This window comes from Sphingobium sp. DEHP117, from assembly GCF_030867385.1.
Lineage (GTDB): Bacteria > Pseudomonadota > Alphaproteobacteria > Sphingomonadales > Sphingomonadaceae > Sphingobium.
Window position 1 is genome coordinate 672,969 of sequence record NZ_JAPFBJ010000001.1, and the last position, 25,332, is coordinate 698,300.

Annotated in this window: 23 protein-coding genes; 13 read left to right on the top strand and 10 right to left on the bottom strand. The window is 60.5% G+C overall.

Going from position 1 to position 25,332, the window contains the following annotated elements:
- The first annotated feature begins 186 nt into the window (after positions 1-186).
- Positions 187-1,230, top strand: coding sequence for an MBL fold metallo-hydrolase (locus tag OOT33_RS03390; RefSeq protein WP_307748608.1), 1,044 nt, complete (start codon positions 187-189; stop codon positions 1,228-1,230).
- 84 nt (positions 1,231-1,314) lie between these two features.
- Here OOT33_RS03390 and OOT33_RS03395 read toward each other — a convergent pair whose 3' ends face one another.
- Positions 1,315-2,181, bottom strand: a complete 867-nt coding sequence (locus OOT33_RS03395) for an MBL fold metallo-hydrolase (protein WP_307748609.1) — start codon at positions 2,179-2,181, stop codon at positions 1,315-1,317.
- A 63-nt stretch (positions 2,182-2,244) separates the two neighbouring features.
- Between OOT33_RS03395 and OOT33_RS03400 the strand changes: the two genes are divergently transcribed.
- Genes OOT33_RS03400 through OOT33_RS03410 form a run of 3 tightly spaced genes read left to right on the top strand, consistent with a single transcriptional unit; the run spans position 2,245 to position 3,873 of the window.
- Positions 2,245-2,577 carry a metalloregulator ArsR/SmtB family transcription factor gene (locus tag OOT33_RS03400; RefSeq protein WP_307748610.1) on the top strand — a complete coding sequence of 111 codons (333 nt, stop codon included), beginning with the start codon at positions 2,245-2,247 and terminating at the stop codon, positions 2,575-2,577.
- Positions 2,574-3,104, top strand: a complete 531-nt coding sequence (locus OOT33_RS03405; RefSeq protein ID WP_307748613.1) for a rhodanese-like domain-containing protein — start codon at positions 2,574-2,576, stop codon at positions 3,102-3,104. The genes OOT33_RS03400 and OOT33_RS03405 overlap by 4 nt, the downstream gene beginning before the upstream one ends.
- Before the next feature lies 1 nt (position 3,105).
- Positions 3,106-3,873 (top strand): TSUP family transporter, encoded by a 768-nt coding sequence (locus OOT33_RS03410; RefSeq protein WP_307748616.1) that lies wholly within the window; start codon positions 3,106-3,108, stop codon positions 3,871-3,873.
- A 7-nt stretch (positions 3,874-3,880) separates the two neighbouring features.
- On the opposite strand, the gene OOT33_RS03415 is transcribed toward OOT33_RS03410, so the two are convergent.
- From OOT33_RS03415 to OOT33_RS03425, 3 genes are all read right to left on the bottom strand, one after another.
- Positions 3,881-6,472 (bottom strand): HAD-IC family P-type ATPase, encoded by a 2,592-nt coding sequence (locus OOT33_RS03415; protein ID WP_307748618.1) that lies wholly within the window; start codon positions 6,470-6,472, stop codon positions 3,881-3,883.
- Positions 6,473-6,545: 73 nt separating this feature from the next.
- Entirely contained in the window at positions 6,546-7,436 is an 891-nt protein-coding gene (locus OOT33_RS03420; RefSeq protein WP_307748620.1) for a ribose-phosphate diphosphokinase, read from the bottom strand.
- Entirely contained in the window at positions 7,433-8,920 is a 1,488-nt protein-coding gene (locus OOT33_RS03425) for a thymidine phosphorylase (protein ID WP_307748622.1), read from the bottom strand. The genes OOT33_RS03420 and OOT33_RS03425 overlap by 4 nt, the downstream gene beginning before the upstream one ends.
- A 188-nt stretch (positions 8,921-9,108) precedes the next feature.
- Here OOT33_RS03425 and OOT33_RS03430 point away from each other — a divergent pair, with 188 nt between their 5' ends.
- The 4 genes from OOT33_RS03430 to OOT33_RS03445 are packed head-to-tail and all read left to right on the top strand — an operon-like array spanning position 9,109 to position 15,011.
- Complete coding sequence (locus tag OOT33_RS03430; RefSeq protein WP_307748623.1) at positions 9,109-9,843, top strand: ATP-binding cassette domain-containing protein; 735 nt, start codon at positions 9,109-9,111, stop codon at positions 9,841-9,843.
- Entirely contained in the window at positions 9,840-12,203 is a 2,364-nt protein-coding gene (locus OOT33_RS03435) for an FtsX-like permease family protein (RefSeq protein WP_307748625.1), read from the top strand. The genes OOT33_RS03430 and OOT33_RS03435 overlap by 4 nt, the downstream gene beginning before the upstream one ends.
- On the top strand, positions 12,203-13,357 hold the full coding sequence (locus tag OOT33_RS03440) for an efflux RND transporter periplasmic adaptor subunit (RefSeq protein ID WP_307748627.1): 1,155 nt from the start codon (positions 12,203-12,205) through the stop codon (positions 13,355-13,357). The genes OOT33_RS03435 and OOT33_RS03440 overlap by 1 nt, the downstream gene beginning before the upstream one ends.
- Before the next feature lie 58 nt (positions 13,358-13,415).
- Positions 13,416-15,011, top strand: a complete 1,596-nt coding sequence (locus OOT33_RS03445) for an MBL fold metallo-hydrolase (RefSeq protein WP_307749280.1) — start codon at positions 13,416-13,418, stop codon at positions 15,009-15,011.
- Between the two features lie 53 nt (positions 15,012-15,064).
- On the opposite strand, the gene OOT33_RS03450 is transcribed toward OOT33_RS03445, so the two are convergent.
- The 4 genes from OOT33_RS03450 to OOT33_RS03465 are packed head-to-tail and all read right to left on the bottom strand — an operon-like array spanning position 15,065 to position 17,148.
- Entirely contained in the window at positions 15,065-15,757 is a 693-nt protein-coding gene (locus OOT33_RS03450) for a VIT1/CCC1 transporter family protein (RefSeq protein ID WP_307748628.1), read from the bottom strand.
- Positions 15,754-16,230 (bottom strand): hypothetical protein, encoded by a 477-nt coding sequence (locus tag OOT33_RS03455; protein WP_307748630.1) that lies wholly within the window; start codon positions 16,228-16,230, stop codon positions 15,754-15,756. Before OOT33_RS03455 ends, OOT33_RS03450 begins: the two co-directional genes overlap by 4 nt.
- Positions 16,231-16,283: 53 nt before the next feature.
- The gene (locus OOT33_RS03460; protein ID WP_307748632.1) at positions 16,284-16,907 is read right to left on the bottom strand and encodes a cytochrome b/b6 domain-containing protein; all 624 of its coding nucleotides are present in this window, start codon (positions 16,905-16,907) and stop codon (positions 16,284-16,286) included.
- Positions 16,900-17,148 (bottom strand): hypothetical protein, encoded by a 249-nt coding sequence (locus OOT33_RS03465; protein WP_307748633.1) that lies wholly within the window; start codon positions 17,146-17,148, stop codon positions 16,900-16,902. Before OOT33_RS03465 ends, OOT33_RS03460 begins: the two co-directional genes overlap by 8 nt.
- 378 nt (positions 17,149-17,526) lie before the next feature.
- On the opposite strand from OOT33_RS03465, the gene OOT33_RS03470 reads away from it, so the two are divergent.
- Positions 17,527-19,161 (top strand): MFS transporter, encoded by a 1,635-nt coding sequence (locus OOT33_RS03470; protein ID WP_307748635.1) that lies wholly within the window; start codon positions 17,527-17,529, stop codon positions 19,159-19,161.
- Positions 19,162-19,499: 338 nt separating this feature from the next.
- Positions 19,500-20,711 (top strand): integrase arm-type DNA-binding domain-containing protein, encoded by a 1,212-nt coding sequence (locus OOT33_RS03475; RefSeq protein ID WP_307748636.1) that lies wholly within the window; start codon positions 19,500-19,502, stop codon positions 20,709-20,711.
- Here OOT33_RS03475 and OOT33_RS03480 read toward each other — a convergent pair.
- Positions 20,686-20,877: a helix-turn-helix domain-containing protein gene (locus tag OOT33_RS03480; RefSeq protein ID WP_118072437.1), complete on the bottom strand. Its 192-nt coding sequence runs from the start codon at positions 20,875-20,877 to the stop codon at positions 20,686-20,688. The genes OOT33_RS03475 and OOT33_RS03480 overlap by 26 nt on opposite strands.
- The gene (locus OOT33_RS03485; protein WP_118074540.1) at positions 20,874-21,080 is read right to left on the bottom strand and encodes an AlpA family transcriptional regulator; all 207 of its coding nucleotides are present in this window, start codon (positions 21,078-21,080) and stop codon (positions 20,874-20,876) included. The genes OOT33_RS03480 and OOT33_RS03485 overlap by 4 nt, the downstream gene beginning before the upstream one ends.
- A 408-nt stretch (positions 21,081-21,488) precedes the next feature.
- Here OOT33_RS03485 and OOT33_RS03490 point away from each other — a divergent pair, with 408 nt between their 5' ends.
- The 3 genes from OOT33_RS03490 to OOT33_RS03500 are packed head-to-tail and all read left to right on the top strand — an operon-like array spanning position 21,489 to position 25,319.
- Positions 21,489-21,704: a helix-turn-helix domain-containing protein gene (locus tag OOT33_RS03490; protein ID WP_205525240.1), complete on the top strand. Its 216-nt coding sequence runs from the start codon at positions 21,489-21,491 to the stop codon at positions 21,702-21,704.
- On the top strand, positions 21,701-24,697 hold the full coding sequence (locus tag OOT33_RS03495) for an HsdR family type I site-specific deoxyribonuclease (protein ID WP_307748637.1): 2,997 nt from the start codon (positions 21,701-21,703) through the stop codon (positions 24,695-24,697). The genes OOT33_RS03490 and OOT33_RS03495 overlap by 4 nt, the downstream gene beginning before the upstream one ends.
- A complete protein-coding gene (locus OOT33_RS03500; RefSeq protein ID WP_307748638.1) occupies positions 24,687-25,319 on the top strand; it encodes a hypothetical protein in 633 nt (210 codons plus the stop codon). Before OOT33_RS03495 ends, OOT33_RS03500 begins: the two co-directional genes overlap by 11 nt.
- Positions 25,320-25,332: the final 13 nt, after the last annotated feature.

Consider the following 25,332-nt stretch of genomic DNA (forward strand, 5'->3'; position numbering starts at 1 on the left):
AAGCGCCACAGATTTTCACGCGTCGGGCGTGCTAGGGCTTCCTCCGGGCTATGCAACCGGGTCTGCAGATGGTAACCGGCGACGCACAAGAAGCGCACGCATGCGAGCGTTTCCAAGGCTTTGTGCGACGTCTTCTTGGAGGGGTTGGAATGCAAAGCCCTTCAACAGTTGACGAAATGACGAACAATGTCGGACCTGAATAACGGACTAGATTATCTCAAAGCGCAAAGGCCAGCCATCGGCAGCGGCGATCAGGTTGAAATCGCGCCGGGCGTTCACTGGGCCGCGATGCCGCTGGGAGGGCGGCTGGAGGCGATCAACGTCTGGGTGCTGCGTGACCGCGCCAACTGGTCGATTGTCGACACCGGTTTGCGCAACGCCGCGACGATCACGGCATGGCGAGCCTTGATGAACAGCCTGTTCGATAATGGACGGCCTGACCGGATATTCTGCACCCATATGCATCCAGACCACGCCGGCCTTGCAGGCTGGTTCGCCGCCGATTTCGGGGCGCGTTTATGGATGTCGCGCCTCGAATATTTCGTCTTGCGGATGCTGACGGCGGATCAAGGCAAGGCAGCACCGGGAGAGGCGATTGATTTCTATCGCTCGACTGGCTTTAGCGATGCCTCGATCGACCAGCTGAGGTCGCGCTTCGGCGAATTCGGGCGTATGGTCTATCCGCTGCCTCAGGCCTTTCATGCCGTGGCACATGCCGACCTGATCGATATCGACAATGACGAATGGCAGGTGATCGTGGGGGAGGGGCACTCACCCGAACATTGCTGTCTCTACAACCCATCGCGCAAGCTGTTCATATCGGGGGATCAGGTGCTGCCGACCATTTCCAGCAATGTGTCGGTTTACCCCTATGAGCCGGATGCCGATCCGCTGACGCGCTGGTTGTCCACCTTGCAGCGTATCAAGGAGATGGTACCTGCCGACGTGCTGGTCCTGCCCGCACATGGCCAGCCTTTCTTCGGCCTGCATCAGCGTATTGACCAGTTGCTGGAAGAGCATGAGCGCGGGCTTGCAGCACTGGACGAAAAATTGTCTGTTCGCTCGCGACCGGTCGATCTTTACGGCGCTCTGTTTCGCCGCGAGATCACGCCCGTCCTTGAAATCATGGCGGTCGGCGAGACGCTCGCTCATCTCGCGTGCCTTCGGTCGCGGGGGCAAGCGGCGATGGAGATGGATGACGCGGGCATCCAGTGGTGGTCGCGGTCCTAGGGGCTGTGGGGATTCAGCCGATAACTTGAGCGGAACGAATACGTCTGCCTTTCTCGTTGAAGACCGGCTTGCGCATTTGCTCCTTCAGATCGCGTTCATTGGCAGCTTCAGGTAGACGTGGCCATTTTGTGTAATGGGAGGTAGCGCGCCTCCGCGAATATTCACCTGCAGAGAGGGCAGGATGAGAAGCGGCGCTTCGAGCTGCGCATCCCGCGCCCGGCGCATCGCAACGAAGTCGGCCTCGCTGACGCCCTCATGCATGTGGACGTTACCGGCGTTTTGCTGGGCAACGCTCGTTTGCCAACGATACTCCTGGCGCCCTTCGGGAAGATAATCATGGCCCACAAACATCCGCGTATCGCCCGGCAGGGCAAGGATCTTCCGGATCGAGCGATAGAGGGCCTCCGCACTGCCGCCAGGAAAATCGCTACGTGCTGTGCCATAGTCAGGCATGAACAGCGTATCGCCTACGAAAGCAGCGTCGCCGATGTGATAGGTGACACACGCAGGCGTATGACCCGGGGTATGCAGCACGCGGATTTCGAGTTCACCCAGCGGGAGTGTGTCGCCGTCATCAACAAGCCGGTCGAACTGGCTGCCGTCTGGCGCAACGTCATCAGCCTCGAACAGCGTCGCGAACACCTTTTGCACCTCGGTGATGTGCGCGCCGATCACCACCGGCGCGCCCGTCTTTTCGCGCAGATAATGCGATGCCGAGAGATGATCGGCATGCGCATGGGTTTCAAGCAGCCATTTCAGCTGCAACCCCCTGGTCTGGACATAGTCGAGCAGTTTGTCGGCTGACTGGGTCGAGGTGCGCGCATTGCGGGGGGTGAAATCCAGCACGGGATCGATGATCGCGGCGTGGAGGGTGGCGGGGTCGTGAACCACATAGCTCACGGTGAAGGTGGCGGGATCGAAGAAGGCTTCGACATGAGGTTGCGAGGACATGGGCGTCTCCTTTCTCACTATATTAGGTGTTGCTAAATTAGAATCAATACATATATTGCACACATGTTTGATTTGACCCGCTTCGACCTTAGCCTGTTCCAAGAAAGCGCCCACCGCGCGGCCGCCCTGTTGCGCCTGTTGGGCAATGAAAAGCGCCTCATGATCCTCTGCCAGCTCGTCGATGGCGAGCTGTCGGTGGGGGCGTTGCAGGCGCGTATCGGCCTATCGCAATCGGCGCTGTCGCAACATCTCGCGCTGCTTCGGGAAGAAGGTATCGTCGCCACCCGGCGGGAAAGCCAGACTATCCACTACCGCATTGCCGATCCTGCGGCGTTGCGGGTGATCCAGACACTGGCGGAGCTGTTCTGCCCGCCCGAACTGAGGAAAGACGTATGACCGCCATGCTTCACAAGCTTTCGCCGCGGGATGTGCAGGGCCGCCTGGCAGCCGGCCGCGCCGTGCTGGTCGATATCCGCGAGCCGGACGAATTCGCCCGCGCCCATATCCCATCCGCTGTTTCCCAACCCCTATCCGCTCTCGAGCAGGCGCACCTGACGGTCGATCCCGGCACCGACGTGATCTTCACCTGCCGCACCGGCATGCGGACGGCTGGCGCCTGCGACCGCCTCGCCGCACGGGTCGAGGGTGATGCCTATGTGCTCGACGGTGGACTCGATGCCTGGGCAAAGGCCGGTCTGCCGATCGAGCAAAACCGCAGGGCACCGCTGGAAATCAACCGGCAGGTCCAGATGACCGCAGGCTTGCTGATCCTCACCGGCGTCGCCCTTGGCTTTGCGGTTGCGCCCGCATGGTTCGGCCTTTCCGCCTTCGTCGGTGCGGGGCTCACCTTCGCGGGCGTGACCGGGACATGCGGCATGGCACGGCTTCTTATGCTCGCGCCATGGAACCGCGTGCGGGCCTGAGATGGGGTGGGAGGCCTTTTTTCTGGCAGCAGCCGGGGGCGCCCTGGTCGGATTTCTGCTGACGCTGTTTGGTGGCGGTGGGTCCGTTCTGGCGACGCCGTGGCTGATCTATGTGGTGGGCCTCGCTGATACCCATGTCGCGATAGGCACTTCGGCGGCAGCGGTTGCAGTGAACGCCGCCGCTGGTCTCGTGGCACAGGCGCGGGCGGGCAAGGTCAAATGGCCCTGCGCCACGGTGTTCGCCCTCGCCGGACTGTCAGGAGCGCTGATCGGCGCCCATGTTGCGAAGGAGATCGATGGTCGCGCGCTCCTGTCCTGGTTCGCGATCGCGATGATCGTGGTGGCCCTCTCGATGCTGGTTCCCCGTCGCAGCGAAGGCGACCCAGGGGTACATCTGACGCCCGCCCTCGTGCTCAAGCTTGCGCCGGTAGGGCTCGTCACGGGCCTCGCCGCGGGGTTCTTCGGGATCGGTGGCGGGTTCCTCATCGCGCCCGGCCTTATGGCCGCGACCGGCATGACGCTCGCCAACGCCGGCGCGTCCTCGCTTGTATCGGTGGCGTTGTTCGGCTCTGCCACAAGCGCCTCGTATGCCGCCTCGGGACTGGTATCGTGGCCGCTGTTCGGAGCGTTGGTGCTGGGCGGAATAGCCGGTACTTTCGGCGCGATGCCGGTTTCGCGGAGGCTGGCAGGGCAGCCTCGTGTGGCGCGCGCTATGTTTGCAGCGATGGTCATTGGCGTAGCGGTTTTCATCCTTTTAAACCGGCACTGACTGCCTTTTATTCCAGCAGCAGGCTTCGCCACATTGGCTTGACCCGTTCAAGCATCAGCACCGCCACGATACTGGCGACCACGATAACGGCCATTTCGTGCATGCCGACGGGAGTAAAAGCGAACAGGCTGGTGACCGGGGCAACAAACTGCGTCGCCAACAATATGATGGCCACACCGCCCAAGACCCATCCCAGCGCGGGATTTGGTCTGCGCAACGCAGATGTCACCGACGCGCTGAAGCGGCGGTTAATGAGGATAAGCCCCGTGATCCCCAGCACCAGTGCGATGAATGCGGCCGCACGAAGCTGTTGGGCCTCTAGACCTGAGTGCCAGAAATACAGGGTAAGACCTCCGGTAAACCCTGTTATGACGGCTCCCTGTATCAGCGACCAAAAAACCAGCCGCCGCGAAAGCAGGGGTGTATCGACCCGGCGGGGCGGCCTTTGCATCACGTCCTTTTCTTCCACCTCTGCCTCAAAGGCGAGCGAACAGACCGGATCGATGATCATTTCGATAAAGGCGATGTGGATCGGCCCCAGCAGCAGCGGCATACCCGTCAGCAAGGGCAAAAGCGCCATGCTAGCCACGGGGATATGCACTGCGATGATGAAACCCATCGCCTTGCGCAAATTGTCATAGATCCGCCGCCCCATCCGCATCGCCTTGACGATAGACCCGAAATCATCGTCGAGCAGAATGATAGCCGAAGCTTCCCGCGCCACGTCCGTTCCACGGCCGCCCATGGCGATACCGATATGAGCCGCCTTGAGCGACGGCGCATCGTTGACACCATCACCGGTCATGGCGACAACTTCACCGGCAGCCTTTAGTGCTTCGACCAGGCGCAGCTTTTGTTCGGGCATGATGCGTGCCCATATACGGACAGAGGCAATGCGTTGCTGAAGCTCCCTATCATCCATCGCCGCAAGGTCATTGCCGGTCAGGATGTCACCCGCGTCTATTCCTGCCTGCTCCGCTATGGCGCGGGCAGTCTGCGGATAATCGCCGGTGATCATGACGACGCGAATGCCAGCCTGGCGGCACAACCGAACCGCGTCAGGAACGGATGGCCGCAAGGGATCGGCAAGACCAACGAGCCCCCTAAAGTTAAAAGAAAATTCCCGCTGGGACATGGGAAGGTCCCGATCAGGCCAGCGGGCATCGGCAATTCCCAGTACGCGCAGGCCGCTGGCTGCCATGGCATCAACCGTTTCGTTCAACGCGCTTCTGGCGTCTGCGGACAAACCGCAGAGGTCAGCAATGGCCTCGGGCGCACCCTTGGTGGCGACAATCCGCTCGTTGCCCTGCGCGTCATTGCCCCACACATGCGACATCGCCAACAGCTCCGGATCAAGCGGATAGTGACGGTGCAGCGTCCAGCCTGCCTGCTGGCGCCTCCTGACTGTGTCGGGCGCGTGTTGATCGCCCAGTTCATGAAATGCGACTTCCATCGGGTCGCTGGCCTGCTGGGCACTCGCAAGGATGCCCAGTTCAGCCAGCAGGTGGAACCCGTCCTCCGGTTGCAGGTCGCCAACTCCATCGCGGACGAGCACACGACCATCAGGCAGATGCAATTCGGCGATCCGCATGCGGTTCTGGGTCAGAGTGCCCGTTTTGTCGGTGCACAGAACGGTTGCGGAGCCCAGGGTTTCGATCGCGGCGGCGCGCCGCGTAAGCACCCGCTCGCCTGACATACGCATGGCTCCCATTGCCATGAAGATCGTCAGCACTACCGGAAATTCTTCCGGAAGCATCGACATGCCGAGCGCTATCCCCGCGAGCGTCGCTTCCAGCCAGCTTCCGCGGAACATCCCGTACAGGACAATGGCCAAAAGGCTGGCAGTTGCGCCTATGGCCGCAAACCAAAGGACCACCCGGCGCGTCTGCTCCCTCAGTCGAGGCGTCTCGGTCTCCAGGGTGGAAAGGACCTGTCCGATCCGGCCGATTTCGCTGGCGGTGCCGGTCGCGGTGACGGAGCAACAACCGCTACCGCGAACCACAAGCGTTCCCGAATAGACGAATGGCAGATCATCTCCACCGGGACGCTCAAGCTTGTCCGGCGGGTTTGGGCCGCAAGCAGATTTGCGGACGGCGACGGACTCGCCCGTCAAGAGCGATTCATCGATATGGAGCCCATCACATTCGCAAAGCCACCCGTCCGCAGGGACACGATCGCCCTCGCGGAGCAAGACGAGATCCCCGCTTACCACTTCGCGGCTGGGGATGCGTTTGCGCATACCATCACGGATAACCAGAGCATGCGGGCTTGTCAGATCGCGCAAGGCTTCCAGCGCATGTTCGGTGCGGGTTTCCTGCACAACGGTAATCACGATCGACAGGCAGGCGAAGGCGACGAGAATCAATGCTTCATGAAGATCGCCCAACAGAAGGTAGATGAAGCCCGCCGCCACCAGCAACGCGATCATGGGTTCGCGCACGACATCCACGACAATCCGAAGGACCGTCCGCCCGTTCGATCGTGGCAGTTCGTTGGGGCCGTCCGCAAGGAGACGCGCCGCCGCTTCTGGTTCGCTCAGACCGGAACGGCCAAGCAATCTCCCTGCCTGCAGGGACTCAGGATTTGCAGCGGCTGTCATGCCTCAGGCCTCGCTCCTGTCACCCCATATACTGTGTGTTGATGCCTCGATGAGAAGTGTGGACCCGCCGGCATCAGACGAAGTTGTGCGCGCAAATGGCTTCGGCCAGTGCCGGTGCAATAGAAATATCAGCCGCTGGCCCCGGAATCGTATCCGTGGCACGCACCGGGTCGATCCCGTTCTCGAAAAGACTATCAAGATCCTTCCCGTTGGCCAGGCAATGCGTTGCCACAGCGCTTATTCTTGTGGCGCCGCCCGCTCTGAGCAATCTGGCACATGCATTGAGGGTGCCTCCGCTGGAGATGATATCGTCTACCAGCATGACCGGGCGACCGGACGCCCGGCTTTTATCGGGCAGAGCGATTTCCACTGTGCGATCGCCCCGCCTTGTTTTCGTGCAGATCATAACGTCCAGCCCCAAGGGGGCGGCGATAGCGTCCACCCATTGCCGCGATTCCTCGTCGGGTCCGACGAGCAGCGTATCGGGCGTTGTCATCGTTGCAAGAGTGCGCGCAATGGTGGCAGCCGCTGATACCGTGATTGCAACGATGCCCGGCGCGACCGCTTGCAGGGACGGCGTGCGATGCAGATGCGGATCGACCGTGATCAGGCCATCGAAACTGGCGGCGATCAGCTTCCCGATCACGCGCTGAGAGACCGCTTCACCGGCCGAGAACGCCCTGTCCTGTCGCATGTAACAGAGATAGGGAGCGATCAGGACAATGCGGTTGGCACCGCCGTCCCGCAGCGCCGACGCGGCGAGAAGCAACGGGACCATCTTGGCGTCCGGTCGATCCAGCGAACAATACAGCAAAGCCGTAGAGGTGCTCTTGCCGACCCGCACGAAGCTCTCACCGTCCGGGAACGGACGCGTTTCTATGGGCAGGCTCGCGATCCCAAGCCCAGAGGCCAATCGCTGTGCTTCGGCCCGGTTGGCCATGAAATAGTGGAGCGTGGTGCTCATGGCGTCACATCATAGCCTGGGTTTTCCGATGCGAGTTCCTTTGCAAAACCCAGGCCTGTCTGAGATGTCGCGTGGATGCGGTAGAGTGGTTCTCCTTTTCCCACAATATCCCCAACTTTGCAAAGCAGGTCGATCCCGGCACCCTTGTCCATTGGCGCTCCAGCAAGGCGAGCGACCCGGGCTATCAGGTGACAATCGATCGATGCAACCCTGCCGTCACGCGGGGCGGGCACTTCATGACTGAATTTGCCGATTTGGGCTTGCTCCGGTTGCTTCCCCTGTGCGGCGATCAGACGTTCCATTGCCTGCAGCGCTGCGCCGGATGCCAATAGTTCGGCTGCGCGCGCGTAGCCCTGTCCACCGCGTAGCCGTGGATCGAAATCGAGCACGCGCCCGGCCAGCATGACCGACCGGTCGCGAAGATCGGCAGGGGCATCGAGGTCGTTCCGCAAGACGGCCATGACATCTCTGGCTTCCAGCACCGGGCCGATGCCCCTGCCAATGGGCTGCGAACCGTCGGTGAGGACGACATCGACTGTGATACCGATCTTGTGGGCGACATATTCGAACAATTTGCGCAGCTGCACCGCCTGGCTTTGATCGCGCACCTTGGCGGTAGGGCCGACGGGAATGTCAATCACCAGATGGGTCGAGCCTGCAGCCAGTTTCTTCGACAGGATTGAGGCCACCATCTGTTCGAATGTGTCTATCCTCAATGGACGCTCGACCGAGATGAGAACGTCGTCCGCCGGTGAAAGGTTAACCCTTCCGCCCCAGGCCAGAACAGCAGATTCCGCCGCAACGATCTCCTGCATCCGTTCCGCCGAGATGTCGACATTGGCGAGGACTTCCATTGTGTCCGCAGTACCGGACGGCGAGGTAATCGCCCGCGAGCTGGTCTTCGGAATGATGAGGCCATGGGCCGCGACGATAGGCACAACGATCATCGACGTGCGGTTGCCGGGAACGCCGCCGATGCAATGCTTGTCCACCACCAATGGAGAAGACCATTTGAGGTTGTTGCCCACACCGGCCATGGCGCGCGTCAACGCCAATGTTTCCTGCGTGGTCATGAATGCGGCGCAAGCAACCAGGAATGCCGCGATTTCCATCGGCGAATACCGATGTCTCGCGATATCCCGGATGATGGCGACAATATCTGCTTCTTCCAGAGTGTCTCCGCCGATTTTACGGCGCACCGCCTCAAGGCTGGCGGGCGGTTTAGCTTGAGCAATGGAGACTTTTGTTCCTTCGGGAACGCCCAGGCGCCGAAAGGCCTGTTCGCCCAGGCCTATCTCACCCGCGCGCAAAAGATGCTCGTCATCCATGATCGCCAGGGTCGCAAGAATGGCGTTGCTGGCATGACATATCTCGATCTTGCGCAGCGCCTGGAACTGTTCGGCGCCATACCCATTGCCGGTGCGAGGAAGAAATGCAGTATTTTCGGGGTAAGTATCGATCGCGACAAGGCGGACCTTAAACATCGCAAAGTGCCCTTTCCGCTGAGACTTCGTGACCGACGTGCTCCCACGCAGGATGTTTACGTGATACTATACCCGCAGGGGTCAGCCATATAATTGTTCTGGCGCAAGGTCAGCAAATCGAGCAGCCTGCACAATGGCGCAGGCGACGAAGCCCCCCGGCAGATGTGAGGGACTTGATTGCGATGCATATGGATGGTCCCATCACCGGCATTTCCCCGCAGGCGCCTGCCTTCGTTGCTACTGGCTTGTGCAAGATATACAAGACTGGAGAAACCGAGGTTCACGCGCTGCGCGGTGTCGATCTCTCGATTCCCTCGGGTGAGATATTGGTCCTTCTCGGGCCTTCTGGCAGCGGCAAGTCGACTCTGCTCAACATTATCGGCGGACTGGACCGCCCTTCCTCCGGATCTTTGCTCTTTGGCGAGACGGAGCTGACCCAGCTGGATGATGCGGATTTGACCCGATTTCGCAGGGCACAGGTCGGTTTCATATTCCAGTTCTATAATCTGCTGCCGAGCCTCACTGCAGAAGAGAATGTCAGGCTCGTCACCGACATTGCCGAACACCCGATGGACCCGGCCAAGGCGTTGGCATTGGTTGGCCTTGCCGAACGAAGCGACCATTATCCTGCGCAACTATCGGGAGGCGAGCAACAGCGGGTCGCCGTCGCCCGCGCGATCGCCAAGCAGCCTGGCGTGCTGCTCTGTGACGAACCCACCGGCGCGCTTGACAGCGGCACGGGCATTCACGTCCTGAAGACGCTGGCGCAGGCCAATCGCGAACTGGGCACGACCGTCGTCATCATTACCCACAACGCCGGCATCGCCGCCATGGCACATCGCGTCATCCGCTTTCTGGACGGTCGCATCGCGCGAATAGAGGTCAATGACCAGCCGGCCGATCCTTCGGATATCCGGTGGTGAGGGCGCTCGATCTCAAGTTGATGCGCGACCTGTGGCGGTTGCGTGGCCAGGTGCTCGCCATCGCGTTGGTGCTGGCCGCCGCCACGGCGACCTTCGTAATGTCCCGCGGAGTCCACCATTCCCTAACCGTAACCCGAGACGCCTATTATGCCCGAAATCATTTTGCCGATGTCTTTGCCGGATTGACCAGGGCACCGCGCAGTGTCGTATCCCGGATCGCAGAAATACCAGGCGTGCGGCGGGTCGAGGGAACGCTCCAGCAATATGTCACGATCGATTTTCCGGACCGGGTCGTTCCGGTGCGTGCGCTGCTCAACTCCATCGACGAGAAGGGGCGGAATCAACTCAACCAGTTGACTTTGCGCCGGGGACGCCTGCCGCAAGCGGGTGCCCCGGGCGAGGCCGTGGTGGACGAGGCATTCGCCGAGGCCAACCGGCTTGCCATCGGCAGCGAGATCGACGCGCTGATCTACGGCCGTAAGCAGCGCCTGCGCATTGTCGGCATCGGCTTGGCGCCCAACTATATTTACGCGATCGCGCCCGGGGATATTATTCCCGATAACAGCCGGTTCGGCGTGCTCTGGGTTGGACGAAGGGCGCTGGAGGCGGCCACGGACCGCACCGAGGCGATCAACACGGTCTCGCTTACGCTTGAGCGCGGCGCATCGGAGCCGGATGTCATACGCGCGGTCGATGCTACGCTGGCGCCTTATGGAGGGACGGGCGCCTATGGCCGCAAGGACCATCTCAGCCACGCCTTTCTCGACAACGAGCTGACGCAACTCAGCGCGATGACGCGGGTCATTCCGCCGATATTCCTGCTCGTGGCCGTCTTTCTGGTTTACATCGTCCTAGGCCGCCTGATCCGGACAGAACGCACGCAGATAGGGCTCATCAAGGCGTTTGGATATTCTGATTGGGCGATTGGCGGCCACTATCTCAAATTTGCGCTGGTTGTGGCTCTCCTCGCTGCCGCGTTGGGCGCGATCGCGGGTATCTGGATGGGCGGGGCGATGACCCGTCTCTATGCCCAATATTATCGCTTCCCACTCCTCTATTACCGGATTTCTCCGTCGGTCATACTCAGTGCTGCAGTGCTCTCCTTCGGCGCGGCGGGGGCGGGGGCGATCGGCGGCATGCGATCGGCCGTCCGGTTGACGCCAGCCGTCGCGATGTCACCTCCGCCGCCCCCTTCCTATAGGGCAGGAGCGATTGAGAAGCTCGGCAAGGCGGCCCGGTTCTCCGCCATCGGCAACATGATCGTCCGCCATATCGCACGCTGGCCCGGACGCTCTGCCATTACGGTGTTGGGGGTGGCGCTGTCCGGAGCGCTGCTTTTCGCGACCATGCAGTTCATAGATTCCAGCCGCACGATGCTCGATTCCTTCTTCTTTCGCGCGCAGCGGCAGGACTTGACAGTCACCTTCACCGAGCCGCGCAACGAGGACGTCCTGTTCCAGCTCAGCCAGCTCCCCGGCGTCCTGAGGGTCGAGCCGACGCGGATCGTGGCCGTGAAAATCGGTCATGGCAGCAGGGTTGAGTGTACAGCGATAGAGAGTGCGCCGCTCGATTCCCAGCTCAGCCTGCGCATTGACCGCAGCGGAGCAGCCATTGCGTTGCCGGTGTCCGGACTGATGCTAAGTCGCCAGCTGGCGGACAAGCTCGTAGTGCGTGCGGGCGATCATGTAGAGGTTGAAATGTTGGGCGGCCGTCGTTCGCGGCTGACCATGCCGGTCGTAAGCGTCGTGGAGGAATTCATTGGCGAGCGGGCTTACGCCGCCGAGGCGACTCTGGAGAGAATCGCGCGTGATGCTGCACCGGTCGGTGCGGCGCTGATCCGGATCGATCCTGCCTATCGATACCAGATAATGACCCATCTCAAAGACATGCCATATGTGCTGGGCATAACGGAAAAGACCGCAGCACTGAAAAAATTTGAGCAGATGATCGATGACAACATGCTCACCATGATCACATTCTATGTCGCCTTCGCGTCTGCGATAGCGGTGGGTGTGGTCTATAACAGCGCGCGAATACTCTATTCAGAGCGCGCTCACGAACTGGCAACGCTTCGGGTCCTCGGCTATTTTCGCAGCGAGGTCGGCATGATTTTGTTGGGTGAGCTCGCTCTGCTGGTGGTAATATCCGTCCCGTTCGGTTGCCTGATCGGCTATGGTATGGCCCAGTTGATGACGGCGATGTTCAGCTCGGATCTCTTTCGCCTGCCTTTTGCGCCATCCCGCGCCAGCTATGGCTGGTCTGTGGTAATCGTTTTGTGCGCGGCGATGGCGACCGCTCTCGGTGTCGCCCGCCGGGTACAACATCTTGACATGGTGCGTGTCCTGAAGGCGCGCGAGTGATGGGCGAGACGCTCCGACGGTGGCGTTGGGCCCTGGCGATCGTCGCTGTTCTGGCCGCTGGACTGGCCTATGCGTTCTGGCCACAGAGGACGCTCGTCGATGCGGCCACGATAACACGGGGACGGATGGCTGTCGGCATTACCGATGACGGTGTTACGCGCGCGAAGGAACTGTATGTCGTTTCGGCACCGGTGACCGGTTATCTGAGCCGGATCGACCTGGAAGTCGGTGACAGGGTGACGCGCGGGACAGTGGTGACGCGAATGAGCGGGCGTCCTTCTACGCCGCTCGACCTGCGCAGCCAACGGGAATTGCGCGCCGCACTTGCTGCTGCGCGTGCCAATGAAAGCGCGCTTGCGGCATCGCTGGCGCAGGCACGGCGCGATCTGGCGCGCGCCGAAGAGATTGCGGGCAGGGGCTTTCTGCCACGCTCCCAGCTCGAAGCAGCGCGCACGCGGGTAACAATCACCCGGGCTTCGCTGGCGCAATCAAGGGCCGAGATTGCCCGGATCCAGGCCCAGGTCGCACCGCCTACGGGAGCCGATGCGGGTGCGGCGATTCCGGTGCGCGCTCCGGCGACCGGGTCGGTGTTGTCGGTGGTCAACGAGAGTGCCGGGGTCATACCCGAAGGTACTCCACTCATGGCCATTGGCGACCCCCGCCAGATCGAAGTGGTGGTCGACCTGCTGTCGCGAGAAGCGGTGCGGGCGAAGCCGGGTGACAGGGTCGAGATCACCCAGTGGGGTGGCGAGATGCCGCTGACGGGGCGCGTGGAACGGATCGAGCCGTTCGGGCGACTGAAGGTGTCAGCGCTTGGCATCGAGGAGCAGCGCGTCAACCTGATCATCGCCTTCGATGCCGCCAGCCTCCCCCGGGCAACGCGTCTTGGACATGGGTATCAGCTCGACGCCACCATTCTCCTGTGGAGCAAGCCCGACGCGATCCGTGTGCCGATTGGCGCGCTCTTTCGTGATGCGGGCGGCGCCTGGCATGTGTTCGTCATCGACCGGGGACGGGCGCGCGAACGCGCAATCAGGATCGGACATATCAACGACGAATTCGGCGAGGTGCTGGGCGGCCTCGCAGAAGGAGAATCGGTCATACTGAATCCCGGCAGCACCATGGCCGATGGCGCCCGGGTCAAACCGCGGTGACTGACCGCAATCACACCCAGCGCCAGCCCATCCAAACTCAGGATCGGAGAACTTCGTGATGCTTTCGCTCTCAATCCACGGTGCGGCCCGAACCGTGACCGGTTCGTGCCTTGAATTTCGATCGGGAGCATCCCGCATATTGATCGACTGCGGCTTGTTTCAGGGTTCACGCTCGCTTGAGACGCTTAATCACGGGCCCCTGGCGTTCGACCCGAAATCGATTGACGCGGTGGTACTGAGCCATGCCCATATCGACCACAGCGGTCTGTTGCCCCGGCTGGTCGCGGAAGGTTTCAGCGGCGCAATATGGTGCACGGTGGAAACGTCGGATCTTTTGGAGTTCATGCTCGCCGATGCGGGACGCATCCAGGAATATGAGGCCGAGCGCCGCAATCGGCGGCGTGACCGCGCAGGCGAAGAGCCGTTCGTGCCTGTTTATACCGAAGAAAACGCCATGGCCGCATGGCGGCTGACCCGGCCGGTGCCATTGGAGGAATGGTTCGAACCGGCGCGAGGGTTTCGCATCAAGCTCTGGAATGCCGGTCATATTCTCGGCTCGGCATCCGTTGAACTCGAAGCGGAAGGCACGCGCGTGCTGTGTTCGGGCGATATCGGACCAGATAACAAAGCGTTCCACGCCAGTCCCCATTCGCCCACCGGCTTTGACCATGTGATCTGCGAGTCCACCTATGGCGATCGTCTTCGCCAGCCTGTTTCGATCGCGGACAGAAGGCATATGCTCGAAACGGAGATAGTGGAGGCGCGCGCACGTGGGGGCAATCTGGTGGTGCCGACTTTCGCGCTGGAACGCACGCAGGAACTGTTACTCGATATCGCCTCGCTCTCCAGCAGCGGTCGTATCGGAAATGCGATGGTCTTTGTGGACTCGCCTCTGGCAAACAGGGCGACCGGGGTCTTTCGCAAATATGCCGATCAGCTGGAGGACACAGGCGGGGCTGACGTCTTTGGACATCCTTCGATCCAATATGTGAATGACGTATCCGAATCCATGCGGCTCAATTCCATGTCTGGCACGATCATTCTGGCTGCATCGGGAATGTGCGAAGCTGGACGCGTTCGCCATCACCTTTTTTATAATCTCCCGCGCAGGGACTCCACGATCCTGTTCGTGGGTTTCCAGGCCGAAGGATCGCTCGGCCGGGTCATTCTTGATGGCGCCAAGCGTGTAAGGATTTCAGGGCGCGATGTTACAGTCCGCGCACAGATTCGCCGGATTGAGAGCTATTCGGCCCATGCGGATCAGGCCGAACTGCTGAAATGGATCAAGGGGCGAGGGCCGATAGCGGGAAGCCTGTTTCTGGATCATGGTGAACCCGGTGCCATTGAGGAACTAAGGAAACTTGCAGAGCTTCAGAGGCTCGCTCCTTCTATCCTCGTTCCCGAGATTGGCGAGGTCTACGAACTGAAGGCAGGCGAACCGGCGCGTCGAACCAGGACAGGGAGACCCGAACTGCAACAGGCTATCGGTCGTGACTGGCAGAACGATTACGCCGAACTCGCCACGACCCTCAAACGTCGGCTTGGCAATATCCCCGATCCCGGCGCCCGACAAAAGGCCATCGACGAAATGCGGAAAGTGCTCGATAGCTACACAGAGTTTCGCGACGCCAGAAAGCAGCGCAGGCCGTCCTAGGGCAATTTCCAGCCACCGCGATGAACATGCAGTCGGCAGGAGAGCAGGCGCCCTCAGACTGCCGTGCCGACCAGTCGCCCGATGCCCGCCGTCAGCGCCATGGCCAGCGCGCCCCAGAAGACCACGCGAACGACTGGACGCCCCACCGGCGCACCGCCTGCGCGCGCGCCCAATGCGCCGAGAAGAGCCAGGAACAGGATCGACCCCGCCGCCTCACCGGGCACAACAAGGCCAATCGGAAGCAGTGCGGCCAGGAGCACCGGTAGCAGAGCTCCGGCCGTGAACATGCCGGCGGACGCCAGCGCCGCGAGCACGGGGCGGGCGGTTGTTGTCGCGGTGATGTGAAGTTCGTCGCGCGCATGGGCGCCAAGGGCATCATGCGCCATCATTTGTGCGGCGACCCTGGTTGCGGTCTCCGGATCGACACCGCGGCTGACATAGATGCTCGCCAGCTCCTGCTGCTCGAATTCGGGATTTGCGGTGAGTTCGGCACTTTCGCGCGCGATGTCGGCAGATTCAGTGTCGACTTGCGAGCTGACCGAAACATACTCGCCCGCTGCCATGGACATCGCCCCCGCGACAAGACCAGCCATGGCGGCAACCAGGATCGATTGCCTGTCGGCGCCTGAGGCTGCGACGCCGATGATCAGGCTCGCGGTCGATACGATGCCGTCATTCGCACCAAGAACTGCCGCGCGAAGCCAGCCGATGCGTTCGACAAGATGCGTTTCCTGGTGGAGTTTCATGTCCCATTTTCCTTGGAACGGATCAGGTCCGGGTCGATGAGGTCATCCAAAAACAGCGTGACGAGACCGGTATGGCCGGCGACGCCTGCCTTAGCATAGATCCGGGTCAGTTGCGCTCTTATTGTGCCAACAGCTGCGCCGCGCAGTTGTGCGATGGCGGCGATATCCGCTCCCTTGATGGCGAACAGGGCAACGTCCGCTTCGGCCGCCGTCAACTTCCACTCGGCAAATCGCAACCGGATCAACTCCGCCACGGCCTCACGGGACAGCGCCACAGCCATTTCGTCGGCACGGGCCTGTTCGATCAACCCGCGAACCTGCACCGCCCCAACCACGACCGCCACGAGCAACGCCACGGCAGCCGCGCCCTCTGCGACCAAGTGGCCGGACCAGCCCTCCGCAGCGACATCGGACAGAAAATCAACGAGGAACAGGACTGAGGCGAGTGCCTGCAAGGCCACCACGATCGTCATCGCAGTGGCCTTGTTATGCAATCGCGCCTGCCGTTTCGAAACCATGGCTCAGCTTAGCGGCAGCCGGGCAGCATCGCCAGCGCGAGATTCCGCTTCTGCCTGCGGCTCTCGAAAATGACCCCGGCCACATGCGCCAGAATCAACACGTAAAGAAGATTGACTGCGGCTTCATGCACGTCCTCGCCAGGGGACTCTTCCGCTTCTTCGCCCTCGGATTCTTCATTGATCCCGGTCTCCTCGTCTCCTTCTTCGTCCCCAACTGTCTGTCCGGCCTCCACGGCGGCATGGTTTTCCGCATTTGATGTGCCGGGTAGCCCCGCCATGGACACCCCAGAGGCTATAACCACCAGCAGCGTGCCCCAGATCGCATAGACCATCAGCGCTCCGACGGGGTTGTGCGATCGGTGTTCGGCGTGGCGGCCTGCCCTGATATCGCGGATGTGGGACAGCGCCTTGCCGGGACTGGGCGGGAATGCCGAGAAGCGCGCTTCCGCCGGCCCGACCAAGCCCCATAACAGGCGCAGGGCTAGTATGGCGGCAAGCGCATAGCCGACCCAGACATGGGCCGACGACCCTTCTTCCGTGACAACGGCGTTGGCAAGGATGGCCGACGCGATCGCCCAGTGCGTCAGTTTGACCAGCGGATCCCAGCGGCGAGTGGGCGTTGCCTCAGTCATCGTCATGGTCCTCGCGGGGCTCAACAGACGAGCGCCGTTCAGACTGATGGTCCGACCGGCCGTGTTTTTCATCCTCGGGGCGGATATCCTTTCGTTCGTGAGCGATATGCTTGGTGTGGTCGCGCTGCGCTGTCGGACCTGATTTTGGCGCAACAGGCGCGGGCGATGCGGCTACGCTGTTGGTCGGGCTTGCTAGAGCCCACGCAATAGCCGCGAGGGCGAGTGTCGGAATACGGATCATGCTTTGTCTCCCTATGTGAGTGGAAGCGAAGTCGATGATCGTCCATCGCCATTGGCGCCATTGCAGCAGCGCTTAAACGGGCTCGAATAAGCGCGTGCTTAGCGCCAATGGCGAGAACCGCTGTCTCCACATCCGCGCCTCGCGCGCCAAGACGATGAGCCTGAGCTTGTGAAACGCTGGTCTGCCTGCAGATAGGCCGGGGAACAGGGCTTCCTTCATCGGAGCGAACCGCCGTCGCCTAACCTACGGATTGGCAGACAAAAATTGTTCCTTGCGGCATTTTCCGATTGCCAACCGCATCATAACGGGCCAGCGACTTCCGCTGATCAGGAGCAGACTTTGCCAACGACGGCCGCCGTACCACCGCCCCGAAACCCCATGCGGGAAGCACTCAGCTATCCGGTGTTCCGCCGCATCTGGGGCGCTAGCCTTTTCTCAAACTTCGGCCAGCTGATCCAAAGCGTCGGCGCAGCCTGGGCGATGACCGAGCTGACCGGCAAAGCTGATATGGTGGCGCTGGTCCAGACCGCGACCTTCCTCCCAATGATGCTCTTCGCGCTATACGCTGGCGCCATTGCCGACACTTATGACCGGCGCAAGGTCGCGATGTTGGCGATTGGCATCGCCTTAGTCTCCGCAGCGGCGATGACGGTGACTGCACGGCTGGGGCTACTTGCGCCGAACCTGATCCTGGTCTTCACATTCTTCATCGGCACCGGGATCGCGCTGTTTGGTCCTTCGTGGCAGGCTTCGGTGAGCGAACAGGTGCCATCGGCATCGGTGCCCGGAGCGATTTCGCTGAACTCGATCAGCTACAATATCGCTCGCAGCTTTGGCCCCGCAATCGGCGGCGTGATCGTCGCGGTGGCGGGCGCTGCGGCAGCATTCTTTGTCAACGCGGTGTTCTTCCTGCCCATGTTGATCGTTCTGTTCCTCTGGAAGCGGGACCAGGAACCTTCGCGTCTGCCGCCCGAACGCCTCAATCGCGCGGTCGTCTCCGGCGTGCGTTATGTCATCCATTCGCCCAAGATCCGCGTCGTCATCATTCGCACGATTATCACCGGCACGCTGGGCTGCGCATTCCAGGCGCTGATGCCGCTCGTGGCCCGCGATCTGCTGCATGGTGACGCGCGGACCTATGGCCTGTTGCTCGGCGCTTTCGGGATCGGCGCGGTAACAGGCGCCTTCGCGATGAACGGTCTGCGAGAACGATTCACCTACGAAACCCTCGTGCAGGCGACCTCATTGACACTGGGTATTGCCATGTTGGGAGTGGCAGTCAGCCCGTGGACCCTGCTCACTGTTGCCGCACTCGTGGTTGGAGGGGCGAGCTGGATGATCTCGGTCACAATCTACAACATCAGTGTCCAGACCGTGCTGCCCCGGTGGGTCTCGGGACGAGCCTTGGCGGCGTACCAGACCGCGATTGCCGGAGGCATGGCGACAGGTGCCTGGGTTTGGGGACATGTCGCGCAGGCCTTCGGCGTGAGCGTGGGGCTGAGCGTGGCTGGCTTCGGCTGCATGTTGTCGGCAGGTGCGGCGATCTGGCTGCGGCTGCCCCACGCCACCGATCCTGCTGAAGACAGGGCAAAGATGCTGGCAGAACCGCAGGTGGATCTTGAGCTTACGCCGCGCAGCGGCCCTATCGTCGTCGAAATACTCTACACCGTTCCGCGCTTTCGCGCCCGAGCATTCTATTCGATCATGCAGGAAATCCAGCTGATCCGCCAACGCAACGGTGGCTATAGTTGGTCGCTCGCCCGAGACATCGGCAACCCGGAACTGTGGACCGAACGGTTTCATTGCCCCACCTGGCTTGATTACTTGCGCCAGCGCAGCCGTCCGACACAGTCAGAGCACGAGATGTTAGAACGCGCCAATGCCTTTCATGAAGGCGAATCTCCGCCGCTGATCCGACGCATGCTCGATCGCCCGTTCGGCTCGGTCCGCTGGCGCGAAGATGTGCGCGAGAATGCCGTGGCGGCGGTGCCTCCGGGGCCGGCAGCACCTTAGAGCACGCTGCGTTAAAGCTGACGCAGACCAAAGCAATTTTCGTAAATGTGAGAGGGTGCCAGAAGGGTGGCTAGCGCTTTCAATCTCGCCTACAAACCTAATTATCTCAGATACTTAGGTGAGTCGTGGTGCCCAGAAGAGGCGTAAAAATTCTGTCTCAGGCAATGCCGAGGCATCCCTAACCACACTGTAATTTTGCCGATTTGGCTTGTAAGGTGTTCGCGGTCGGTCGCCCACATTTGCCTGAAATCCCACCGATTTGTGGGAACGAATGTGGGAGCATTTTCGGCAGCCATTCCGTGGGAACGGCAGCCGAAGATTCCCTAAACGGGACTCGAATGATGGCACTGACTGCTTTGAAAGTGAAGAACGCGAAACCGGGACGTCACGTCGATGGCCGTGGCCTTTGCCTGCTGGTCAAGGAGAGCGGCGCGGCAACCTGGGTGCTGCGTATGCAGCACAAAGGCAGGCGGAGAGATTACGGGCTTGGCTCTGCCTTGGACGTATCCCTTGTGGAAGCCCGAGAGGCCGCAGTGGCGCTGCGGAGCAAAGTTCGCGCTGGTGCTGATCCGGTGGCTGAGCGGCGCAAGGCACGCAAAGTCATACCGAGTTTCGAGACGGCGGCGCGCGACTGCTACGACGCGTTGAAGGAGGGCTGGAAGAACCGCCGTTACGCGAACTGGATTTCCAGCTTCGAGAACCACGTATTCCCGCACATCGGCACCAAGCCGGTTGATCAGGTGGACAGCACCTGCGTTGTCACCGTGCTGTCGCCCATCTGGCTGGTAATACCGGAAACGGCACGTCGCCTGCTTCAGCGCATAGGCGCAGTCCTGGACTTCGCCCATATCAAGGGCTGGCGCGCCGAGGAGGCTTCCCTGCGCTCGGTCAGAAAGGGTCTTCCGCGCCAGACGGCAAAAGCGGTGCATCTGGAAGCAATGCCCTTTGCCGAGGTGCCCGCACTCATGGCGCAATTGGCAGCAGCGTTACCTACGACCGGCAGGGACGCGCTCCGCTTCACGATCTACAACGCGGTGCGCTCAAACGAGACGCGCTTCGCGGTATGGACCGAATTCGATCTGGAGAAAGCGATCTGGACCATTCCCGGCGAGCGCATGAAGGCGCGGGAAACCCATGTCGTGCCGCTGTCGCCACCCGCTGTGGCACTGCTACGCAAGCGATGGAATGAGCGGACCAGCGATGACGGGTTGGTATTCTCGGCAGACGGCAAAAAGCCAATCAGCGACATGACGATGACCAAGTTGCTCCGCAACGATGGCATCACTGGCGCAACCGTTCACGGCTTCCGGTCGTCCTTTACGGACTGGGCAGCGGAGAAGACAGATTTCCCGAAGGAAGTTGCCGATAAGGCATTGGCGCACAAGCTGAGCAATCAGGTCGAAGCCGCCTATCGGCGGACGGACTTTTTCGACAAGCGCCGCGATCTGATGGCGCGTTGGGCTGAGTTCCTTGACGCCGGAAAGGCCGTCGCCAGCATCGACCCAGCCGAGGCGGCAGGCGAGCCTACTCCGGCTCGCGCCGCCGCATAATCAGCCGGTGAAGGCTGGCGGTGACTATGCGTGTCGATTTGCCGAGCTTCACCGCTTCGACATCACCGGCAGCGATCAGCTCATACAGCTTGGTTCGCCCGACGCCGATCATGCGTGCGGCCTCGTTGACCTTCACGCAGAGTGGTTCGGCAACCGGCGCTGTCACTGCCCTGCACCTTCATTGCGATACGAGACCGGATCGTCGATCCAACGGTTGACCGCAGACTCGCGCCAGCCTGCGCCATGAATGCTGATCTTCACTTGGGATGGAAAGGTCCCCTCGGCGATCTTGCGATACATGGTGGAGCGGGACAGCCCGGTCCGGGCGAGAACGGTTTTCAGGCGGATGATTTTGTCGGTGCTGGACATGGTACGGATTTCCATTCGCTGGTCGTTTCTGACACCCCCTGAGTGCAAGATTTGTTGACCCAGCCGCAGGACGCAAGGGCATTTCCGGTGTCATACAACACAGTCGCACAAGCGGTTATACTGACAAATCCAAGGATAGAGACGGATACGGAATGTTGGAGACGGCCACGGACGCCAAAGAAATCGTACTCCGGGCGGCCAAATATTTTCGGAGTTTCGTGGCATTTTTTCCTGATCCAAGATTTTGAGCAGAGAAGGCGGAGATTTGCGCCACGCCAGACGACTTTTCGGGTGCGAATCGCGCGATTTCTCCGTCAACTTCGCCGGCAATAGCGATTGCAATCCCCATTCGTTGACTCTAAACGACTCTAGGCGACTTTGAGCTTATCTAGCGGGGTTTACGCAATCATGGCCGAACCATGGGTAACCGCCGAAGCTGTGGCGAAACATTTGGGCGTGGTGAAAGACACCATCTATCGCTGGCGCGAATGTAGGAACCTGCCTGCGCACAAGGTCGGCCGCCTTTGGAAATTCCAGATATCCGAAGTGGATGAATGGGTCAGGCTGGGTGGCGCAGACGACACCACCTCGAATGCAAATAATCAGGCCGGATCGGACCAATGACGACAGCCGAAAGCACAATCGAACGGGAACTGATCTCCAAGCTCGAAGAGCTGAAATACGAGTATCGCTCAGACATCCGTGATCGTGCGGCGCTGGAGCTGAACTTTCGGCAGAAGTTTGAGGCGCTGAACCGCGTTCGCCTGACAGACAACGAGTTTCAGCGGCTACTGGAAAGCATCACTACGCCTGATGTGTTCGCAGCCGCAAATGTGTTGCGCGGATATAGCAGCTTTGAGCGCGACGATGGTACGCCGCTAAACTACACTTTGGTCAACATCAGGGACTGGTGCAAAAACACCTTCGAGGTAGTCAACCAGCTTCGCATCAACACGGATAACAGCCATCACCGCTATGACGTGATTCTGCTCATTAACGGCGTGCCAGTTGTTCAGATCGAACTAAAGACTATGGCGGTCAGTCCGCGCCGTGCCATGCAGCAGATCGTCGATTACAAGGCCGATCCGGGAAACGGGTACGGCAAGACGCTGCTTTGCTTCCTGCAGATTTTCGTTGTCAGCAACCGTACCGACACATGGTATTTCGCCAACAACAACGCCCGACAATTCAGTTTCAACGCGGACGAGCGCTTCCTGCCGATTTATCAATTCGCCAGCGAAGACAACAAGAAGATTACCCATCTCGACAGCTTCGCCGAGAAGTTCCTGGCGAAGTGCACGCTTGGCCAAATGGTCAGCCGCTACATGGTGCTGGTCGCCAGCGAACAGAAGCTGATGATGATGAGGCCCTACCAAATCTACGCCGTGAAGGCGATTGTGGAGTGCATCCACCAGAATTGTGGCAACGGCTATGTATGGCACACCACCGGCAGCGGAAAGACGCTGACATCCTTCAAGGCATCGACCTTGCTCAAGGACAACGATGACATTGCCAAATGCCTTTTCGTGGTGGACCGCAAGGACCTCGACCGGCAGACCCGCGAGGAGTTTAATCGTTTTCAGGAAGGCTGTGTCGAGGAAAACACCAACACCGAAGCCCTTGTACGCCGCCTGCTATCGGATGACCGGGCCGACAAGGTGATCGTTACCACCATTCAGAAACTTGGCTTGGCGCTCGACGATACCAATCGCCGACAGTCGGGCAAAAAGCAGACCTACAAGGAGCGGTTGGAATCGTTGCGTGACGAGCGCATCGCGATCATCTTCGACGAATGTCACCGCTCCCAGTTCGGGGACAATCACAAGGCCATCAAGGAATTTTTCCCGAAGGCCCAGCTTTTCGGTTTCACCGGCACGCCGATCTTCGAGCAGAACGCCAGCTATAGCCAGATTGAGGGCGAGCAGGGCAGCTATCGCACCACAGACGATCTGTTCCAGCGCAGTCTGCACCAGTACACGATTACCCACGCCATTGAGGACCGCAACGTGCTGCGGTTCCATATCGACTACTACAAGCCCGAGGGCGAAAAGCTGCCCAAACCGGGCGAAGCGCTCGCGAAAGAGAAGGTTATCGAGACCATTCTGGCGAAGCACAACGCTGCCACTGCCAACAGGAAGTTCAATGCTGTCCTGGCGACAAGCTCGATCAACGATGCCATCGACTACTATGAGAAATTCGCCAAGATTCAGGCGAAACGGCAGGCCACCGATCCTGAGTTCGAGCCGCTGAAGATTGCCTGCGTCTTCTCGCCGCCCGCCGAAGGCAACAAGGATGTGCAGCAGATTCAGGAGGATCTGCCGCAGGAGAAGGCGGACAACGCACAGGACCCGGAGGCCAAGAAGACTGCGCTCAAGGCGATCATCAGTGATTACAATGATCGCTACGGCACCAACCATAAGATTGGCGAGTTCGATCTCTATTATCAGGACGTGCAAAAGCGCATCAAGGATCAGCAGTTCCCCAACGCCGACCTACCGCGCAAGGGCGCGGAGAAGATCGACATCGTCATCGTGGTGGACATGCTGTTGACCGGCTTCGATTCCAAGTTTCTGAACACGCTCTACGTGGACAAGAACTTGAAGCACCACGGGCTGATCCAGGCATTTTCGCGCACCAACCGTGTGCTGAACGACACCAAGCCATACGGCAATATCCTCGATTTCCGTCAGCAGCAGGCGGCGGTGGAAGAGGCCATTGCCCTGTTCTCCGGCGAGAAGATCGACAACCCCCGGCAAATCTGGCTCGTCGATCCTGCGCCAAAGGTCATCGAGAGCCTGCAAAACGCCATGCAGACGCTTGGCGAATTCATGGAATCGCAGGGTCTGTCCAACACCCCGGAGGACGTGCCGAACCTGAAGGGCGATGCCGCGCGCGGGCAGTTCATTACCTTGTTCAAGGAAGTACAGCGGCTGAAAACCCAGCTCGATCAGTACACCGATCTGAGCGAGGAGCAGGCCGATGTCATTAGCCAGACTGTGCCGACAGACGCCATGCAAGGCTTCCGCAGCATGTACCTGGAGACAGCAAAGCGGCTCAAGGAGAAGCAGGATAAGCCTGGCGGGGCAGACGATCCGGTAGTGGACCAGCTCGACTTCGAGTTCGTGCTCTTCCACTCAGCCGTGATCGATTATGATTATATCATGGGCCTGATTGCCCGCTACACGCAAAACCTGCCAGGCAAGCTGAAAATGAGCCGCGAGCAGCTCATCGGCCTGATTCAGTCCGATGCCAAGTTCATCGACGAGCGGGACGACATCGCCGAGTATATTCGCGGCCTGTCTGCCGATCAGCCTTTGGACGAAAAGGAAATCCGCGCCGGTTACGAACGATTCAAGGCCGCGAAGAAGGTGCAGGCGCTGACAGCTATTGCCGACAAGCACGGCGTGGGCGCAGCTGCGCTGCAAGACTTTGTCGATGTCGTGTTGCGACGTCGGATTTTCGATGGTGATGGCCTGAGCGAGCTGATGGCACCACTGGAGCTTGGTTGGAAGGCACGCACGCAAGCCGAGCTGGCGCTGATGGAAGACCTTGCGCCCTTGCTCCACAAGCTGGCCCAGGGCCGCGAGATTTCCGGGCTGAGTGCGTATGAACAGTAACGACGTGAGCGCAGAGGCGGGCAAAGGCATCCCGAAATTGCGGTTCCCGGAGTTTCTGGGGCAACCGCTACATAACGTTCAACTTGGCGATGTGACCGACGAGGCATCGACCCGGAATGGCGGCAAACTCGCAGCTGCGTCAGTCATGGGAGTCCGGAAGGAAGGCGGTATCGTTCCGATGGAGGAACGATTGGTTGCGGGAGATATCTCCCGCTACAAGCTCGTCCGCAACGATTGGTTTGCTTACAATCCGATGCGCCTGAACATCGGTTCGATAGCGCGATGGCAGGGCGATGACGAGATTCTCGTTAGCCCGGATTACGTTGTGTTTCGTTGCTCGTCGCGAGCCGAACCGACGCCAATTATTCCGGAATATCTCGACCATTTCCGCAGCTCCCGACAGTGGGACGCATTCACAAATGAGTCCGGCGACGGCGGGGTGCGCATTCGCATCTACTACCGCGACCTTGCGCGAATGCGGTTGCTGTTGCCCAGCGCCATCGAGCAGCACAAGATCGCTGATTGCCTGTCATCAATCGATGCGCTGATTGCTGCCGAAGCGGACAAGCTAGCCCGGCTTATTCATCGGGCTTGGTCAGAAGGGTTGGCGGGAGTGGTGTAAGCGATTGCTTTCA

Bases quoted from the DNA above. Each gene is read 5' to 3' on its own strand.
- OOT33_RS03390 (WP_307748608.1), top strand. From the start codon at position 187: ATGTCGGACCTGAATAACGGACTAGATTATCTCAAAGCGCAAAGGCCA.
- OOT33_RS03395 (WP_307748609.1), bottom strand. From the start codon at position 2,181: ATGTCCTCGCAACCTCATGTCGAAGCCTTCTTCGATCCCGCCACCTTC.
- OOT33_RS03400 (WP_307748610.1), top strand. From the start codon at position 2,245: ATGTTTGATTTGACCCGCTTCGACCTTAGCCTGTTCCAAGAAAGCGCC.
- OOT33_RS03405 (WP_307748613.1), top strand. From the start codon at position 2,574: ATGACCGCCATGCTTCACAAGCTTTCGCCGCGGGATGTGCAGGGCCGC.
- OOT33_RS03410 (WP_307748616.1), top strand. From the start codon at position 3,106: ATGGGGTGGGAGGCCTTTTTTCTGGCAGCAGCCGGGGGCGCCCTGGTC.
- OOT33_RS03415 (WP_307748618.1), bottom strand. From the start codon at position 6,472: ATGACAGCCGCTGCAAATCCTGAGTCCCTGCAGGCAGGGAGATTGCTT.
- OOT33_RS03420 (WP_307748620.1), bottom strand. From the start codon at position 7,436: ATGAGCACCACGCTCCACTATTTCATGGCCAACCGGGCCGAAGCACAG.
- OOT33_RS03425 (WP_307748622.1), bottom strand. From the start codon at position 8,920: ATGTTTAAGGTCCGCCTTGTCGCGATCGATACTTACCCCGAAAATACT.
- OOT33_RS03430 (WP_307748623.1), top strand. From the start codon at position 9,109: ATGGATGGTCCCATCACCGGCATTTCCCCGCAGGCGCCTGCCTTCGTT.
- OOT33_RS03440 (WP_307748627.1), top strand. From the start codon at position 12,203: ATGGGCGAGACGCTCCGACGGTGGCGTTGGGCCCTGGCGATCGTCGCT.
- OOT33_RS03445 (WP_307749280.1), top strand. From the start codon at position 13,416: ATGCTTTCGCTCTCAATCCACGGTGCGGCCCGAACCGTGACCGGTTCG.
- OOT33_RS03450 (WP_307748628.1), bottom strand. From the start codon at position 15,757: ATGAAACTCCACCAGGAAACGCATCTTGTCGAACGCATCGGCTGGCTT.
- OOT33_RS03455 (WP_307748630.1), bottom strand. From the start codon at position 16,230: ATGACGATCGTGGTGGCCTTGCAGGCACTCGCCTCAGTCCTGTTCCTC.
- OOT33_RS03460 (WP_307748632.1), bottom strand. From the start codon at position 16,907: ATGACTGAGGCAACGCCCACTCGCCGCTGGGATCCGCTGGTCAAACTG.
- OOT33_RS03465 (WP_307748633.1), bottom strand. From the start codon at position 17,148: ATGATCCGTATTCCGACACTCGCCCTCGCGGCTATTGCGTGGGCTCTA.
- OOT33_RS03470 (WP_307748635.1), top strand. From the start codon at position 17,527: ATGCGGGAAGCACTCAGCTATCCGGTGTTCCGCCGCATCTGGGGCGCT.
- OOT33_RS03475 (WP_307748636.1), top strand. From the start codon at position 19,500: ATGATGGCACTGACTGCTTTGAAAGTGAAGAACGCGAAACCGGGACGT.
- OOT33_RS03485 (WP_118074540.1), bottom strand. From the start codon at position 21,080: ATGTCCAGCACCGACAAAATCATCCGCCTGAAAACCGTTCTCGCCCGG.
- OOT33_RS03490 (WP_205525240.1), top strand. From the start codon at position 21,489: ATGGCCGAACCATGGGTAACCGCCGAAGCTGTGGCGAAACATTTGGGC.
- OOT33_RS03495 (WP_307748637.1), top strand. From the start codon at position 21,701: ATGACGACAGCCGAAAGCACAATCGAACGGGAACTGATCTCCAAGCTC.
- OOT33_RS03500 (WP_307748638.1), top strand. From the start codon at position 24,687: ATGAACAGTAACGACGTGAGCGCAGAGGCGGGCAAAGGCATCCCGAAA.